This window comes from Virgibacillus ainsalahensis, assembly GCF_055380755.1.
Map to the genome: position 1 here is coordinate 501,172 of NZ_AP043943.1, position 16,738 is coordinate 517,909.

General features: G+C 38.5%; 14 protein-coding genes and 3 pseudogenes. 14 read left to right on the forward strand and 3 right to left on the reverse strand.

Translation table 11 applies throughout. The features are described from left to right. Positions 1-265: 265 nt before the first annotated feature. Together ACZ427_RS02310 and ACZ427_RS02315 are read right to left on the reverse strand one after the other, a co-directional pair. Positions 266-442 (reverse strand): annotated as a pseudogene (locus ACZ427_RS02310) (MFS transporter); the annotation flags it as partial. Between the two features lie 99 nt (positions 443-541). Further along, positions 542-998: pseudogene (locus tag ACZ427_RS02315) on the reverse strand (VOC family protein). Between the two features lie 157 nt (positions 999-1,155). Here ACZ427_RS02315 and ACZ427_RS02320 point away from each other — a divergent pair. Both ACZ427_RS02320 and ACZ427_RS02325 read left to right on the forward strand, forming a co-directional pair. Then, positions 1,156-1,422: a helix-turn-helix transcriptional regulator gene (locus ACZ427_RS02320; protein WP_461179846.1), complete on the forward strand. Its 267-nt coding sequence runs from the start codon at positions 1,156-1,158 to the stop codon at positions 1,420-1,422. After that, positions 1,388-1,801, forward strand: a complete 414-nt coding sequence (locus ACZ427_RS02325; RefSeq protein WP_461179847.1) for a helix-turn-helix transcriptional regulator — start codon at positions 1,388-1,390, stop codon at positions 1,799-1,801. Before ACZ427_RS02320 ends, ACZ427_RS02325 begins: the two co-directional genes overlap by 35 nt. Positions 1,802-1,863: 62 nt before the next feature. Here the strand turns inward: ACZ427_RS02325 and ACZ427_RS02330 are convergent. After that, positions 1,864-2,432: pseudogene (locus ACZ427_RS02330) on the reverse strand (YdeI/OmpD-associated family protein). Positions 2,433-2,887: 455 nt separating this feature from the next. Between ACZ427_RS02330 and ACZ427_RS02335 the strand changes: the two are divergent. From ACZ427_RS02335 to ACZ427_RS02390, 12 genes are all read left to right on the forward strand, one after another. Further along, on the forward strand, positions 2,888-3,574 hold the full coding sequence (locus ACZ427_RS02335) for a response regulator transcription factor (protein WP_461179848.1): 687 nt from the start codon (positions 2,888-2,890) through the stop codon (positions 3,572-3,574). Then, on the forward strand, positions 3,571-5,370 hold the full coding sequence (locus tag ACZ427_RS02340) for a sensor histidine kinase (RefSeq protein ID WP_461179849.1): 1,800 nt from the start codon (positions 3,571-3,573) through the stop codon (positions 5,368-5,370). Before ACZ427_RS02335 ends, ACZ427_RS02340 begins: the two co-directional genes overlap by 4 nt. 607 nt (positions 5,371-5,977) lie before the next feature. Beyond that, a complete protein-coding gene (ltrA, locus tag ACZ427_RS02345; protein ID WP_464883451.1) occupies positions 5,978-7,237 on the forward strand; it encodes a group II intron reverse transcriptase/maturase in 1,260 nt (419 codons plus the stop codon). 288 nt (positions 7,238-7,525) lie between these two features. Continuing rightward, a complete protein-coding gene (locus ACZ427_RS02350; protein ID WP_461178122.1) occupies positions 7,526-8,233 on the forward strand; it encodes an N-acetylmuramoyl-L-alanine amidase family protein in 708 nt (235 codons plus the stop codon). A gap of 195 nt (positions 8,234-8,428) precedes the next feature. Then, a complete protein-coding gene (locus ACZ427_RS02355) occupies positions 8,429-9,280 on the forward strand; it encodes a polysaccharide deacetylase family protein (protein WP_461178123.1) in 852 nt (283 codons plus the stop codon). Positions 9,281-11,863: 2,583 nt separating this feature from the next. Next, positions 11,864-12,154 (forward strand): hypothetical protein, encoded by a 291-nt coding sequence (locus tag ACZ427_RS02360; protein WP_461178568.1) that lies wholly within the window; start codon positions 11,864-11,866, stop codon positions 12,152-12,154. A gap of 81 nt (positions 12,155-12,235) precedes the next feature. After that, complete coding sequence (locus ACZ427_RS02365; RefSeq protein WP_461178567.1) at positions 12,236-12,664, forward strand: hypothetical protein; 429 nt, start codon at positions 12,236-12,238, stop codon at positions 12,662-12,664. A gap of 130 nt (positions 12,665-12,794) precedes the next feature. Beyond that, positions 12,795-13,157 carry a hypothetical protein gene (locus ACZ427_RS02370; RefSeq protein ID WP_461178566.1) on the forward strand — a complete coding sequence of 121 codons (363 nt, stop codon included), beginning with the start codon at positions 12,795-12,797 and terminating at the stop codon, positions 13,155-13,157. 14 nt (positions 13,158-13,171) lie between these two features. Next, positions 13,172-13,618 carry a hypothetical protein gene (locus ACZ427_RS02375; protein ID WP_461178565.1) on the forward strand — a complete coding sequence of 149 codons (447 nt, stop codon included), beginning with the start codon at positions 13,172-13,174 and terminating at the stop codon, positions 13,616-13,618. A 513-nt stretch (positions 13,619-14,131) separates the two neighbouring features. After that, positions 14,132-14,875, forward strand: coding sequence for an SDR family NAD(P)-dependent oxidoreductase (locus tag ACZ427_RS02380; RefSeq protein ID WP_461178564.1), 744 nt, complete (start codon positions 14,132-14,134; stop codon positions 14,873-14,875). A gap of 106 nt (positions 14,876-14,981) precedes the next feature. Continuing rightward, positions 14,982-15,383, forward strand: coding sequence for a VOC family protein (locus tag ACZ427_RS02385; protein WP_461178563.1), 402 nt, complete (start codon positions 14,982-14,984; stop codon positions 15,381-15,383). Between the two features lie 403 nt (positions 15,384-15,786). Further along, on the forward strand, positions 15,787-16,386 hold the full coding sequence (locus tag ACZ427_RS02390) for a hypothetical protein (protein WP_464883511.1): 600 nt from the start codon (positions 15,787-15,789) through the stop codon (positions 16,384-16,386). Positions 16,387-16,738 lie beyond the last annotated feature (352 nt).

Consider the following 16,738-nt stretch of genomic DNA (forward strand, 5'->3'; position numbering starts at 1 on the left):
TGACCTTTTCATGTTATTCAATCTGCCGCAATCGGGTGCTTTAATCGAACAATCATATTCTGGAATAGGGCCAGATTGTTGAAGATTGAAATAAAAGAATTGAACCAAATTCCGCAAATTCGGGATACCCCCAGATGGCTTGCCGATCAGTCAGCCTCGCGTATGAGAACTCATCCGGTCCATGGGCTGCCTGTAAGTGCAGTGCTTTTAACCTTGAAGTAGATACATCAGCCTTTGGTCATGCCATTACAGAATTTTTGCTTGAGGCCGTTTGTGCCACCAAATAGGCGGTGGTGACCCATACGAACATATTAAGGCCGCCAAGATCTGAGACAATCGTGCCCATCGCTGTGGCGACAATTGTCTGATCCCATGAGGCAATAAAAATAGCTAACATTACCCCTGCTATGACAAATCCCATTTTACCTTCTTTTACTGCCATTCGTTACATAAACCCTTTCTTTTTCTATTTCCAAGACAATACGGTATCTTTATATCTCTTATTATCTTTGAACTTGGCTTCTCAGGCTTGCTGTAAAAACTACTTTTCAAAACTATCCAGAAACTTACTGGCCTCACTATTGAACTTCCACATGACACCAAAATTTGTCGACTAACATTCCAAAGTTCGCTGACCACGGCGTAGAAGATAACGGCATGATGACAGTTCCACCCTCTGAAAGACCTTCGAAGATTTGTTCATTCATTTCTGGATCCGCATCATTGATACTGATTAAGACGTTGGTACCCTTTATGACTTCACCTGTTACAGTTTGCATAGAAGGTGTGACATCAGAAATCATTAAAATATTCCCTGAAAACTCAATGCGGGACTCCATAATCATGTTTTTTTCTTCTTCCGATAACGGAGCATTGGGATCTTCACCAAAAGCCCCAAATTTCACTTTCTTTACGTTTGTCGCTTGTAATGCTTGTTCATAAAAGGTTAACGCTTCTTCTGCGTTCCCTCCAAATTGTAAATAAGCAATTGCTTTCATCTTCTATTTCCTCCCTATAATAATTAATTGTTTACTCCAATATGCTCTCCCTTACTCAAAATTTTAAGGCGATCTGTTCAAAGCTCTCCCCTCCTTTTCATATTTGAAGTATAATAGAGTATAGGTGACACATGTATGTCGTATATAGGAGGGTAATATGAAAAAAGTTGAGCGATTGATCTCGATCGTTATGATCTTGTTACAAAAAGAAGTGGTTTCGGCAACCGAATTCAGTCGACTGTTCCATGTAACGAAACGAACGATTCAGCGTGATATGGAAACATTAGGTTTTACAAATATCCCGATTTATACGGAACACGGGGCGGAAGGAGGATATGCGTTAATGGAAGAGTATAAATTCGATAAACGGTTATTAAATCATAAAGATATTGAAAATATACTCGTCGCTTTTAGGTGGTTTTGAGCAACTGATTACGGATCAAGAAATTCAAGCGATGATCCAGAAAATCAAAGGAATGACTGGCGAAGATATTTCTCCAAAACTTGCTCTAACTTTTTATGATTGGCCAGGAAGAAGTCAAATCAAAGAAGATATTTCATTAATCAATCAAGCAATTGAGAACAATCGCTTATTAAAGTTTGATTATGTGGATCAAAAAGGAAAAAAAACGGATCGAGTCGTGGAACCCTATAGGTTGCTTGTAAGCGAAATGCATTGGTATCTATTTGGTTATAGTTTGGAACGGGAGGACTATCGAACGTTTAAATTGGCGAGGATACTACATAATCCAAAAAGACTATTTGGAAGAAGCAGTGAATCTTTACAAATAAAATGTTCATAGGTCGGCTTCGCGGGAGTACATGATGGATATCGAATATTCTCATGTCAATTCCCCTCCCTACCTTAATAATTGGTTAAGCGCCCATTGTCATCCACTGGCCATATATTTTATTTTCCCTCGTATTTTTAATAAACTTGTCCAATCTCTTATGAAAAATATCAGGGTCACGCTTATAACTTTGAATGGTATCAATTCTAATTCTCCGGTATAGTTCCGGAAAATGAATGAAATTCTGATATACTTGGTCATCCTCTTTCAGACGAGTTTCAATATCTTGATCTATCGTAAAAGATTCAGGCCGCATATCAGGGAGTATTCTCAAGCCCTCTTCTTTCATCAAACCTAATTGATCTAATCTCCTGACTCTTTCTTTATTTAATTTTGTCCAGTTACTGTTTTTCTTTCTTGGTGAAAGCCTTTGTGCCAGTTCAGTACCTGATATTTTCTTCTTTATGTTATCTATCCAACCAAAACATAATGCTTCTTCAATTTCATCTAAATATTGAATGACATATGATCGTTCATTCATACTTACTTTTACCCAACAAAATCTTTCTGTCTTTGAATTTTCCTCAAGCCAATCCCTTAATTCCCGCCTTGTCTTAACACTAATTAGATTCTTAATTTCCATTTTTGACGTATCCTTTCTAAACTCATATTAGTAAGTAGTATAACTGTTTAATGAATTTATTAGAAATACAAAATAACTAAGCGTCTGTTATAATGATTGAAATTAATAGGGTAGATATTATACTTGACTGATATAGGTCAACCTTTGGATTTTTTTGAACTATCGGGCGATTTTCCGAAATAAGGATTGCCCCTTTAACTGGATCATCGGGTCATTATCATGAATAACCACTTTTATTTAAAGTATGAGCTACCAAATATCTCGATTTCGTTCTATTTTAATGTTTGTTTTGTTGTATGGGTAAAAATTAAATGTAAGGTATTGCAATTAATCATAACGATCCTTCAAGAGGGTTTATCAAGAATGATATCAAGTTAACATCTTTATCTAATCTTTACATCGTTATGCTATCTTTTCATAGGTACTAACCTTTTAGACATTGCGAGGGGAGACAAATGCAAAAATCAATATTAATTGTAGAAGATGAAGACATTTTACGTGAAATAGTTAAGGATTATTTATTAAATGCAGGATATAAAGTATTAGAAGCAGTAGATGGAAATGAAGCTTTAGCTATTTTTGAAAAACATGACGTACATTTAATTATTCTGGATATTATGTTGCCGGAGTTAGATGGATGGTCCGTTTGCAGAAAAATCCGCAAAACTTCCAATGTAGCGATTATTATGTTGACAGCACGTGCGGATGAAGATGATACACTGCTAGGTTTTGAATTAGGTGCTGATGATTATGTCACAAAGCCATACAGCCCGCCAATATTATTGGCAAGAGTAAAACGGTTAATTGATAGCCGCTATGCCCGGGCAGGTAAGTTACCTGATGAAGATACTTTAATCAGTAATGGTATCCGGGTCCACTTCCCTACACGGACAGTGACGGTAGATAGAGAAAGTATCAGTTTGACATACACGGAGTTTGAAATATTAACCTATTTAATGCAAAATCAAGGGATTATTATTACAAGGGAACAACTTATCACTAAAGTCTGGGGCTATGAATTTGCCGGTGATGATCGCACAATCAATAGTCACATCCGTAATTTGCGGCATAAGTTAGGCACTAAAGCAAATTGTATTGTCACGGTTATTCGGGCTGGCTATAAATTTGAGGGAAAAACATGAAAAAAGGCATTGTATTAAAATTATTTTTGCTGACAACATTATTGTGTATGCTCATTTTAGCAACTATTTATATTGGACAAACTGTATTTTTTAAGCAATATTATGCAACCCAAAAGGTAAATGACATTAAAACGAGTATTCAATCGTTTAAGAAGGAATATTTGAAGGCCGGGAAAAGTTCACAGGCAATTAAAAGGCTGGAGCAGGATTTCTACCAGGAACATTCGACGTGGATTACAACGTTGGATAGTGTAGGAAATATTAAATACACGAATGATTTTTCTGTGAAAATTCATTCAGATGCTTCTCCGACTAAGGACCTCACTAATCGTGATATTACCATCCCTTTGTACAGTTTTATCGGTTTAGAAGATATAGAAAGGGTAAAGTTTAATTTAGAACAGGGCAAGCGTATTATGATTGATGGGGTAATAAAAGATGATACAGTAGTTCCTGCCATTTTAACCAGACGGAAAAGGAATTTTGTATTAGAGAATACGCTGCTGTCGGAAGAGTTATATGGAAACGGAACTGAAACAGAATCCGCTGAAATAGAACCTTCACCAGCAGGAGGCTCGCGGATATATTTAACGGGAAAAATTAAGAAATTACAATTACCTGTAGGAGCCGTACGTTCAACTATTTACACAAATCGTGTGTTTATCGAACAAATCAAACAATTTCAAGTGAATCTGCTATTTAATGATAATTATAATGACCATGCGAAAACAATGGACTATGAGAAAAATGATATTAACTACAAAATATTAATCAGACCGATTAAAGATGCGAATGGTGAAACCACTTATATTTTTGCTATGATGTCATTACAGCCAATTGATGAAGCTGTGCAAATGTTAGAAGATTATTATGTATACTTAATTATATTTGTACTGCTCCTTATTGTTCTGGCATCCTTTTATTATTCGAAAAAAATCGCCAAACCATTGCTGCAAATAAACGATACGACAAGCAAGATTGCCAACTTGGATTTTTCCGAGTCAATACCTGTTAGGTCAAAAGATGAAATTGGTGCGTTATCACACAATATTAATAGACTCTCTACCACGTTGCATTCGCATATTAATCAATTGCAGGAGGATATCGAGAAGGAAAAACAACTGGAAAATACACGCAAGGAATTTATTTCCGGTGTATCACATGAATTAAAGACACCTCTAAGTATTATGAAGAGCTGTATCTCAATTTTAGAAGATGGCGTCGCCAAGGATAAAAAAGATTATTATTTTAACGCAATGGCTAAAGAAGTCGATAAAATGGATATGCTCATAGTCGATATGCTCGAATTGGCAAAGTTTGAGTCGGGCACATACAAAATGGAAATGGATGTCTTCTGTATTGATCAGGTCATAGCGTATATTTGTGAGCAATTAGCATTAGACATCGCCGACAAGCAATTACATGTGCATAAACAGCTTTCCACGATTAAAGTCATCGCAAACCAGCATCGAATTGAACAAGTGATTACAAACTTTATTACCAATGCAATTCGTTACACACCGGAAAATAAGCACATTATGATTTTCACTAAGAATGAGCGGGAACGCGTTAAAGTATGTGTGGAAAATAACGGGGCTCATATTGCAGAGGAACATTTAGAGAGAATATGGGATCGTTTTTACCGTGGAGATACGTCTCGCGGGCGCTCAGAAGGCAGTACGGGATTAGGGCTCGCTATTTCAAAGAATATTCTAGAACTGCACGGTGTGGAGTATGGTGTAACGAATACGGAATATGGCGTCTTGTTTTACTTCTATTTGAATAAAAAAGAGTAGATATTTTTATTAAGCATATAAGCCGTCTGTTCAATGGGATTGAACGGATGGCTTTTTTGGTGTGCCCGGCATGGGTACAAACTATAGGGTGAAAGTCCCGAACAGCGAAGGCAGTAGTAGCTGTAGCTCAAGACAAGGGCATGGGGGGGCGACCGTCATGTCTGAAGGAAGTCGACGGCAAACTTCCGCCCCGAGGGACACGAACCTCATATAAGGCTAGGTAATATTGGATGAGTCTGCCAAACAGGACAAAACCCATACTGCCAAAGGTATTACAAAGTAGATGAGGCGGGGACATGGAAGGAAAGTTTGTACTCTTACCCGGGGAGAACCTGTTGATACGCTGTGCCCACACGGTAAGCAGCTTTGTGAAAGGCTGTTGAACAACAGGCGTCAGCAGAAGTCATAGTACCTGCTTTACTTAAGGAAGCAGGGAAGGACGGAACCAATTATGGAGAATCACGTCTAGGCGTTCATTCCATTCAATGAAGCAGAAAAGATGGCAACCTACTTTAAGGAGGAAACGGTGAATCCCGTGGGGGACTTAAAGAGGGCGGAGAATGGGATGGCACAAGAAGAACGCTGATTCACGCAGGAGGATATATCTATGATGGAACGGATTCTAGCACGACCGAATCTTTTACAGGCAATAAAACGAGTAGAAAAGAATAAAGGCAGTCACGGTGTTGATCAAATGACCACAAAAGACCTGCGGATGCATTTGACAGAAAACTGGACAGCCATCGTTGACAGCCTAGGGTCGGGTACCTATCAGCCGAAACCAGTCCGCCAGGTCGAAATCCCGAAACCGGGCGGAGGTATTAGGAAACTAGGTATCCCTACGGTGACAGACCGTTTCATTCAACAGGCCATTGCCCAACAACTGACAGCAGTGTTTGACCCGACATTCTCGGAATTCAGCTATGGGTTCCGCCCGAATAGAAGGGCACATACTGCCGTTAAACAGGCAAGAGCCTATATTAAAGAAGGATACCGCTGGGTTGTAGATATGGACTTGGAGAAATTCTTCGATAAAGTGAACCATGACCGCCTCATGGCAAAACTTGCGGATAAAATTAAAGACAAGGAGTTACTCCGTCTTACCCGAAGTTTCCTGCAAGCAGGAGTGCTCGAAAATGGATTGGTCCGCCCAATCACAGAAGGGACTCCTCAAGGTGGTCCGTTAAGTCCGTTACTTTCAAATATTGTATTGGATGAACTGGATAAAGAACTGGAGAAACGCGGTCATAAATTCGTTAGGTATGCGGATGATTTCCACATCTTCGTGAAATCCAAACGGGCTGGGGAACGAGTGATGGAATCCATTACAGAGTTCATCGAAAGAAAACTTCGCCTCAAGGTAAACCGAGAAAAGAGTGCGGTCGACAGACCGTGGAAACGCAAGCTACTGGGCTTTAGCTTCACAAGCAATAAGCAGAAGCCAAAGATCAGGATTGCGAAGCAATCAATAAAACGGTTTAAAGCCCGAGTCAGGGAACTAACTTCACGAAAACAACGAATCGCAATGGAACAACGCATTAACAAACTTAACAGCTATCTTGTCGGTTGGCTCGGGTATTATCAATTAATTGATACGCCAAGCAAACTGAAAGATTTGGAATCATGGCTGCATCGAAGATTGCGCATGGTACGGTGGAAAGAATGGAAGCTCCCGAGAACCAAAATGAGGAAATTAATTGCCCTTGGGATATCACCCCAAAAGGCATACGAATGGGGAAACTCCAGGAAGGCCTACTGGCGCATCGCCAAGAGCCCTATACTACACAAAACCCTAGGCACCGCCTACTGGGCGAACCTAGGGTTAAAGAGCATATCCGCAAGATATAAAATTTTGCGTTCAACATAACTTGGAACCGCCGTATACGGAACCGTACGTACGGTGGTGTGAGAGGGACGGAGGTTAGTCACCTCCCCCTATCTCGATTGCGGAATCTCCGCAAAGCTGATTTCATCCAGTCGCGAAATTTTTATACGGTATTGACCTTATCTGCACTTAATCTTTACATCTCTCTATTAATCTTTAAAACGTACAAAGATGCTTTGAAAAAGAAAGGGTAGATGAAAGATGGCATTTCAGTGGAAAAATTGGAGAAATCACAAGTCAAATGAGTTAAAAAGGAAAAAAGGCAAAAGCATGAAAAAAAATATGTTGCTTATTACATTGCTTTTATTTCCAATTCTAATATTATCAGCCTGCTCCAGCAATCCCGACAACAATAACGATAATGTTGATCATAATAGCAGTAATAACAGTAAAAACAAAAACACAGCTTTTAAGGTGGTAATCGATCCGGGACATGGCGGTAAAGATAACGGGGCAACAGGCGCCAGCGGCCAATATGAAAAGAGTTTTACGTTAAGTTTATCAAAAAAAGTGGAAAAACTGTTGGAGCAGGAATCGGAAATGGAAGTTTTCATGACAAGAACAGATGACAGCTTTATTTCGCAGGAAAGCCGCTACAGACCAAAATATGCCAATAAACTGAATGCGGATGTATTTGTATCTATTCACGGCAACACGTTTTCCAATCCGAGTGTTTCAGGCACCGAAACATTTTACTACCACAATAATTCCCGCCAGTTTGCTCAGATTTTACAGAAACATGTGGTTGAAGCTACCGGATTCAGGGATAGAGGAATAAAGAAGAAAGATTTGTTCGTCGTAAGGGATACGGAAATGCCGGCAGCTTTGATTGAAGTAGGTTACCTGACGAATCCCGCGGACGAGTCCGAAATGCGTACGGACGATCTTCAATCACTCGTCGCCACTTCAATTGTTGAAGGGATTAAAGAGTACAAAGAACAGTCGGATGAACAAGGCTTTTTAAATGGGGGGTTTTAAGGTCAGGACTAAAAATCAATACAGCAATATATAGCGGAGCATGCCATCCAATTTTCTGACGTTATAAGTCACTAAATTGGATGGCTTTTTACATTTCATCCAATCTTTAGCTCAAATCCATTTCATCTTCATTTCGTCTTTATCTCACTTTATTAATCTATCTACAAGATTAAAAAATGGAATAGAGGTCTTTACATGAAAAAACTTATACTATTTATTTTCCTTGGCTGTTTGGTTGTTTTTTATGCCTGTAGTAAAGATTTAGAACCTAATGACAAAACAGGTGAGTTATATTTGGAATATAAAGATTCACCAGGCGCTGAGTTTCATCCGGAATATAAAGATTTACCAGATTCCCGAAAAACAAAATCAGATAAGTCAGAGGCGAATAATGGATCCGTTTCTCCAAATGCAGGAAAGACTGTTTACTTAACCTTTGATGACGGTCCTACTTCAGCAACAACAGATATTTTAGATACTTTACACCAATTCAATGCTAAAGCAACATTTTTCATGCTGGAACCTTCTATGAGGGAATCACCAGAAGTTGTAGACAAAATCGTAGAGCAAGGTCATGCTGTGGGTTTACATGGTGTGACCCACGACTTAAACCACTTTTACAAATCTGAACAATCTGCTCTTAAAGAAATATCTACGGCACAGGAGACACTTCAACAAATTACAGGAGTCAGGTCCAATCTGATTCGGACACCTTATGGCAGTGTTCCGTATTTAACTAAATCATATCGGGAGGTTTTAGACAGCAATGGTTTTAAATTGTGGGATTGGAATGTTGACAGCAGGGATTGGTCCTTATCCAGTGACCAATATTTAGATACGGTGATTGGACAAATAGAAGAATTAGTAAATGCAGGAGTGACGCCAATAATTCTTATGCATGATAAACAAAATACAGCTGAGCACTTGTCTATTCTATTAACCTATCTATCGGAATATGGATTTCAAACTAAAAAAATTGAAGAAAACACACAACCATATAACTTTAACTGTTATCAACGTTGTCATCGAATATCCACACAGGAGTAGGATAAACAAGAATTGAAGAGGAGAGTTAAGTGAGTCTACCTCTTGCCAGCAGTTATTAAGAAATTGCTTATCATCGACTTTCAAGTTCATTATTTGTTACTATTCAATAGTTTACTCATAAAAGCGATTTGAAAAAACTGGATCGCTTGGATTCAGTAAAAGGTTGCCCGAATGAAAGGAGAGCCGATTCCTGCTTTGGGGAAGATCCTAATAGGCAGTTATATGGAAGGGAACATGCCAAAGAGGCGTGAAAAAATTTTACGGACATTACTTGTTTTTTTTGTTGCCTACACTGGCTTTGCAATATTATTAGCATTTGTCAAAAGGAATAATACTAACCTTATTGCCGGTATCAGCAATACTTGATTCAAAGTATTAATCATTGATTTTATTTAGTCATTTTCATACACCATCTGGCCGGAAAAAAGGAAAAGCCCAACAGTTAATTCGCTAAAATGTTGTGCCCAAGAAGCTGGGTGCCAATTTAGTGGATCATTATAAACTGCTTTCTTCCACAATCGGGCGCCGATCGACAAGTTCTGTTATAAGCGTGCTCAAACGTGAAAAGCAGTAGATTATACAAAAATATTATCTAAACGCTACAACCGAGGATGGGAATGACGGAACCATGTTTCCCGAAACCATCCCATCAATACTCCTGCATGCGTCATGACTGACAGGTTATGGGGTCTGAAGTACAGGTAGATTCGGCAGAACGAAGGCTGGAGCCACTCCCAAGGAGAAGGTGTGCTGACGGATATGCCGCATGGCTGAAAAACTGGATAAGGTGAGAATGGTTTCAGCGGAATGAAACTGACGAACAACTGAACATACGGGTCTAAAGATTGACTATAAGGAAATCTTATAGGTCATCTAACGATGATGTGAGTGGTGTGAAGTAAAAATGCGCCCTCTGAAACACGCTATACTGAACAATGGCGGTATCCAGCTCACAGGCTTACAGGGGAACACCTAAGTTCAGAACGGATAGCTAGGTTGTAAGGGACTTGGAAAACTAGGAACGTTGTAACAGGGGCTGTCACCCTAGACGGTTACTATAAGGCTTGTGCCGAAAGGTATTTATCCTTTTGAGGGTAGGGGCATGACTGATGAACCTCCTGTAATGGAAGTGGAGGAACAGCCCCAAGTCTAGCGAATGGAACGGTGGTTTTCCAAGCGTGCATCGCACCGATCGGGTAGGAATGTGTGATTTTACACAGTGCGAGCTTTCAGGCAAGAGTTTTCTATTTGGACGATAGTTTTCCTCTTGTCTGAAGGTAACGAGGAACTTATCATCTAGTACATATCGTTAGATGGAGCGTGGAGTGCGGGGAAAAGCTGGAGATAACCTCAAAGGCTTACCTATTGCTAACATTTCAGGAACAAGAACGCTTCCGTTATTGCTTTATCGGATTAGAGTGTGGAATTTAAACGTGTTAAAATTAAATCAAATTAAGGAGGGTTATAAATGGAATGGGGAGATATTAGCACAACTTTAGGAACATCAGGACTTATACTCATTATTTTAGGTTTGTTTATTAGCTTTACAGGTAAACTGCGTCAAAACGGTAATAAAGAAAGATAGTTCAACAAAACGGGCGCGATAACCGGTGCGAAACGTTCCTGACTCAAATGAAATGTGGTCACACAATTTTGGTAAAGGTCAGGCAGTTTAATTTTCTAATACTGAAGGGTTATGTCGAGGAGTCGAATGAAGAAGTAACGTTCTGAAAGGCTCTCCTTGCGTCGAGTAGCACGATGTTTAGTAAGAAATAGTGTGTTATAAGCTCGGCTAATAGGCGTGAGAATTTACCGTAACAGTTTGGCTGACGAAATCCTACCCGAGGGGGTGGTGTAAATCATGGCGCTTGGGTTGAACAAATACGGTGAGAATGCAATGTAAAATACAATAACATAATGTATTGCTGACAAACTTCTGAAGGTACGGGTCTAGACGCGCATTATATAGAAATGTATTTACTACTATATGTAGGGTTAGCTGTGGATGAGTAAGAATCGGTTATATGAAAATCCATCTTGTGTTACAGGCACATGCAATGCTAACAGGCTCATAGGAAGCACCTAAGTTTGTTCCATAATAGATATAACTCAACGTTGTAAGCTGATAACGTGGAGAGCTTACTCTCAGAGAAGCGTTGGAAAGGAAAATAGGCGTGAGAGTAGCGACTGTATAACTTTTCTTCATATCAGTGAAAGTGGTGGCACAGTACCGTCGAAGCGTGTAATGAACGTGGAGGGATAGCCACTAGGCTAATAAAAGATTCATTTAATCATGCAAGGCAAATCTTTAACGGGCAATAAGGTTCTTGTAAGACTAATAGAGGTTCACCTTCCACTGGACGGCACCGACTTATTGAAACGGAAGAATTGAGGCACACAAAGTGCCAATGATTAATTGAAATTGGGTTAGTTGGAACGCCGTATGCGATGAAAGTCGCACGTGCGGTGTGGGCAGAGGGAAAAGGGGACGATAACTTCAAACCCTTACCTATCTGCATAATAAATTTGTTACGAAGGGCCAGGTAATTGAATATACTTGTTAAAGATTTAGGGGGATAAGAAATGGCTAAGACAATTAAAAAAGTCAGTTGGATAAGTTATTGCGCACTGTTGTTAAGTGTAATTCCTGTACTTTTTTTCTTTGCTTTACTTTATAGAATAAACTGGGAAGGCATTATCACAATGCCTTTAATCATAACCATTATGATTATTGCTTTCATCTTATCACTTATTGGTTTATTCAAGAAAACGGAAAATAAGGTAGTTCCTTCAGTAGCTCTACTAATTACCCTTGGGAGTAGTTTTTTTATAGGTTTAATTGTTATTGTGTCCGGAATGGGCCAACCAACATAAAACCAATTGGAATTAAGTTACTAAATGTTCATCAATCGGGCGCCATTCTTGAATAAAATCGTTTTCAGAGGGGGAAGGAAGATGAGGCGGGCAATAAGAGTTAAATTGTTGGGGTTTTATGATTTGATTTTGGCGGCAGGATCAATTTGGATAGGTATTATGATGATCAATTCAAGTACAGGAATTTTTGTTGAATACCCTGATCTGTGGGCTTCCAGACTCCCTTTTGATAGTTGGGTTATTCCGGGTGTTATTGCCATTGTTATATTTGGATTAGGTAATATATTGGCGGCAATCTTTACTTTGAAAAAAGGTCATAGTTCGTGGGTTATATCTGCCATTATGGGAGGACTTTTTCTTGTAAGCCTAATTTGTCAGGTCATTATTTTAGGTGAAACATACCTGGCAACTGTACAGTTTCTGATTTTAAGCATCATTCAATTATGTCTTAGTGGTTACGCTTTCTTTGGTTATAGAGAAAATCTAAATTTGACCAAGGGCTGGAGTTAAGACTCCTTCATAAACGGGCGCTTTTCTGCAATAAGTGAAGAAGCTTTTTCTTCTTTTAGTAAAATGAGACAATAGCAATTAAGCTAAATTTTAAAGAATGAGTCACGTAAGATTTAAAGGAAGGTTCTTGATGAAAAATCATATAAAGGTAAATGGGAAACTTCTTCAAATAAACAAACGCTTTTCACAATTGAAAGAGAGTCAAAAGAATTGGATAGTTCCGGAGCTTTATAGGCTCTACCACAATAAAATGAAGGAAAGACGTACAACCAGAAAACTCCCTCCGCATTACCGTGATACCGTTATTTCATCTCTATATGAACAGATTCAGAACAGAGAAATAGGGATCCCTTATGATGAGGTGAAACAATATGTATTCCGTAAAACTACAAAGATAGTAAAGTCATTTAAGAAACAATTTCCTAAGTTGAGTGGGAAAATTAGTTGTAATATCATTAAATTGTTTTATTTCACTAGCAGGCAGGATTGTTGAATAAGACCTTGGTAATGAAAGAAGCTAATGCTGAGGTGAATAAAGTGAAAAGGTTAATTTTAATTGGCATTTGCTTTTTGTTATTTTTCAGTCTAAAACCAGCTGAAAGTTATGCTCAAGCTGAAGATACGCCTTTTAAAAAAGGCTACGCAACAACCCAAGATATTATATTACAGATAATTAAACCCAATATTGAACAAATATTAGAGGAAAGATATGGGGAGGATTTTGTTGATTGGTCCTACAATAATAGGGAAATCATTGATTTAAAGTTAGTACAGGATATGTCTATCCCAAAATGGTTTGAGGTTACTGTATCAGTAGTATATAAATTGAAGAATACAGATGGTAAAGCTCAAGTGGAGTTAAAAATGATACCCCCAGCCTTTTCTCAGGAAAAGGATATTACAGAAATTGAAATTGAATTGCTTGATTTATTTCTAGCTGAAAGAGTTGATTAAGCTTCTTTTCCTGCAGTAACCCTTTCTGCCTCCGGATTTTCCGGATCTAACCGTCGTGCAATAGCATCGGCATCAATGTTGATATCAACACCAATTTTGTCGATAATCAAATGGCGAAAAGTGCTTTTTCCACTTCCGTTATTACCTGCAAACATAAAGAATATTGGCTAATGCGTATGCATTAAGATTCACCATCATTATTGAATGGAATAATTTTGCCATTAGGAAATTCTTTTACAAGCTTCCCGTTTTTTTCATATATAATAGATGTCTTATTTGCTTTGGCATCAATTCTTGCCCGCTCACCGGTCATTTTAGCCCATTTGTCAATCCATCCGTATTTTCGTTTGGATTCATTGTTTTGCTATTTTAACATAAGAATCACCGCCTTTATTTAATTATATCAGGTTGCTGGTGTAATTATAATGTATGTTGCCTTTCAAATTGTTTCCTCAATACTAACTGCTCTATGTATGTTAGAGTACCATAAGACAATGACTAAGGAGAGAGAGTATGCCAGACTTAAAAAATCACGTAATCCTTATCACAGGTGCCAATCGTGGTCAGGGAAAAGCTATTGCTGAGCACCTTGCCTCATTAGGTGGTACTGTGGTGATTGGTGCCCGAAATTATGACAAGGCTCAGGAAGTGGCACTGGCTATAGGTGAAGAACATGCATATCCGGTTCAGTTGGATGTCACAAAGGAATCACATTGGAAAGCAGCCATGGATGTAATTATGGATAAATTTGATAAAATTAATGTGCTAGTTAATAATGCTGGAGCCCTAAAACGCAAACCATTTACAGACATAACTTTGGATGAGTATCAACAGTTGATTAATGTGAATCAGCTCGGAGTATTTCAGGGGATGCAGGCGGTTATTCCACATATGGAAAAGCAGCAGAAAGGTTCTATCATAAACAATTTATCGATCTCTGCTTTTGCCCCAATCGGTCATTCTTCTGCCTATGCTGCCACAAAAGCGTCCGTGGTTGCGATGTCGAAAGCAGCAGCCATTGAATTGGGACAAAAGGGAATCCGGGTTAATATGGTTCATCCAGGCGGAATCGAAACAGAAATGGCTACCCAAGGTGAGGGTGTTCCGGATTTTTATAATTCGGTTCCTCTGGGACGTATCGGACAGCCGATTGAAATAGCCCGGGCTGTAGCGTTCCTTGCTTCTGATGAAAGTTCATATTGCACGGGAACAGAAATTGTCGTTGATGGTGGCATGACATTGGGGACTCCGGAATAATAAGGGAATAGATAGGCTCAAATTCAAAAAAGAATGCTCCATTTGAATTTCAAGTTTCAAAAACTCATGTGATACACTTAAAACAAACAGAAGGAGTCGATTTTTAATGGAAAAGGTTACACCATTTTTAATGTTTCAGGACGGAAAGGCTGAAGAAGCCATGAATTATTACATTTCACTAATCGAGGATTCAGCCATAACGAATATTGTCCGTTATGGTGCGGATGAAGGTGGGAAAGAGGGGACCGTGATGCAAGCGTCCTTTTCATTAAAAGGACAAGAATTCATGTGCATGGACAGTGTACCGATTCATGATTTCATTTTTACACCTTCTTTCTCCATCTTTCTTACGTGTGATTCGGAAGAGGAGCTGGATTATATTTATGAAAATCTCCTTGCAGATGGCGCGGCGTTAATGCCTCTAGATGACTATGGTTTTAGCAAGAAGTTCGGCTGGGTTAATGATCGGTTTGGTATCTCGTGGCAGCTTAACCTTCCAATTGGTTGACCTGAAGTAAATTATAATCGTTATGTAAAGGGCGCTTTTCTCTAGATAAGGAAGGCGCTCATTTTTGTATTGTCTAAAAACATGGGAAAAGTACCAGTCTGATAAAAGAATTGAAGATTATTCTCCTCCTTTGAAGATGTATGGCTTTCATTCAGTGATATCAGAATGGGCGATATTACAACGGAAAATCTGAAACAATAGCTGGGCGAAGCGGGAGAACATTTATGTTGGCGCGAGTATAAGTTATAATAAGGTTATAGTTTAATGGAAGTGCGTGATCTGTCTATTCCAGATAAAATTATTAAGGAAATTGACATGTTGAGTGAGACAGAAAGGCACAAGGTAAATGAAACGATGTTGAGAGTTAAATATCAAAAAGAACGCTGTTAGAACGATAGAGACAGTGAAAAGTGGAGGTGATATGTTGAGGATATGGAATCTTTTTATTAGCCTGTTTTTTGTTTTATTCTTTTTATCAGCTTGTTCATCAGATCCTTCTCTGGAACTTGTCGATGCAAATGTTGATATTGTTAAAGATAAACGTTTACTTGGTTCAATTGGGATAACGGAAGGAGAAAGAAAGGGAGATGAGCTGGTACCAACGGCTTTATATTATAAGTTCACCATTAAAAATACAGGTAATAAAACAGTGGGTGTTAGAGAAGTTGATAAAGGAATCAATATTAAGATTGAGCCTAAAGATAAATTGAAATCGGTGTCAGAAGACGTAATAGGCTTCAACATTTATCATCCTGAAGATTACAACGAGAGCGGTGTAGGGTTTGGTCATACAGCTTCGCGAGTTCTTAAATCTGACCAAAATGGAAAGTATACGCTTCATTACGAATTAGGTGTAAGCGAAGAAAATTCTCAAGTTCCACTACTTGTACCTTCCAAGGAAAAATTAGATGAACTTAAAGCTAATGCATTTAATGCTTTTTTAGTTGTAACAATTGAAAATGAAGAAATAGCAAGATTTGATCTGAATAAACTTGAAAATTAACTTGTTAAACAGTCGGGCGCCTTTTCCGAGTAAGGAATCTACTCCTATTTATTATGCATAATGGTCATTTTCTGGAATAGCGTATGGTGCAAGTTGTTATGACAAATAAATAATACGATAGTACGTATGAAAGGGGGAGGAAGAAATCACAATTGCAGAGTTTATGCCCATAATAATAATATTATTGAATCTGATAATCTTTATAGCCATTATTGTTGGAATATTCCTCATAGTGAAATATACGAGGTCTAAAAAAGAATCGAAAAAGGAGTTAAAGGAAAGAGTTGAACAACTAGAAGAAGAAATGAAGAATATAAAAAACAAGTAGATGTAACTTGGATTTAATTCCATA

Coding starts and splice junctions, on each gene's coding strand:
- ACZ427_RS02320 (WP_461179846.1), top strand. CDS start 1,156: ATGAAAAAAGTTGAGCGATTGATCTCGATCGTTATGATCTTGTTACAA.
- ACZ427_RS02335 (WP_461179848.1), top strand. CDS start 2,888: ATGCAAAAATCAATATTAATTGTAGAAGATGAAGACATTTTACGTGAA.
- ACZ427_RS02340 (WP_461179849.1), top strand. CDS start 3,571: ATGAAAAAAGGCATTGTATTAAAATTATTTTTGCTGACAACATTATTG.
- ltrA (WP_464883451.1), top strand. CDS start 5,978: ATGATGGAACGGATTCTAGCACGACCGAATCTTTTACAGGCAATAAAA.
- ACZ427_RS02350 (WP_461178122.1), top strand. CDS start 7,526: ATGAAAAAAAATATGTTGCTTATTACATTGCTTTTATTTCCAATTCTA.
- ACZ427_RS02355 (WP_461178123.1), top strand. CDS start 8,429: ATGAAAAAACTTATACTATTTATTTTCCTTGGCTGTTTGGTTGTTTTT.
- ACZ427_RS02360 (WP_461178568.1), top strand. CDS start 11,864: ATGGCTAAGACAATTAAAAAAGTCAGTTGGATAAGTTATTGCGCACTG.
- ACZ427_RS02365 (WP_461178567.1), top strand. CDS start 12,236: ATGAGGCGGGCAATAAGAGTTAAATTGTTGGGGTTTTATGATTTGATT.
- ACZ427_RS02370 (WP_461178566.1), top strand. CDS start 12,795: ATGAAAAATCATATAAAGGTAAATGGGAAACTTCTTCAAATAAACAAA.
- ACZ427_RS02375 (WP_461178565.1), top strand. CDS start 13,172: ATGAAAGAAGCTAATGCTGAGGTGAATAAAGTGAAAAGGTTAATTTTA.
- ACZ427_RS02380 (WP_461178564.1), top strand. CDS start 14,132: ATGCCAGACTTAAAAAATCACGTAATCCTTATCACAGGTGCCAATCGT.
- ACZ427_RS02385 (WP_461178563.1), top strand. CDS start 14,982: ATGGAAAAGGTTACACCATTTTTAATGTTTCAGGACGGAAAGGCTGAA.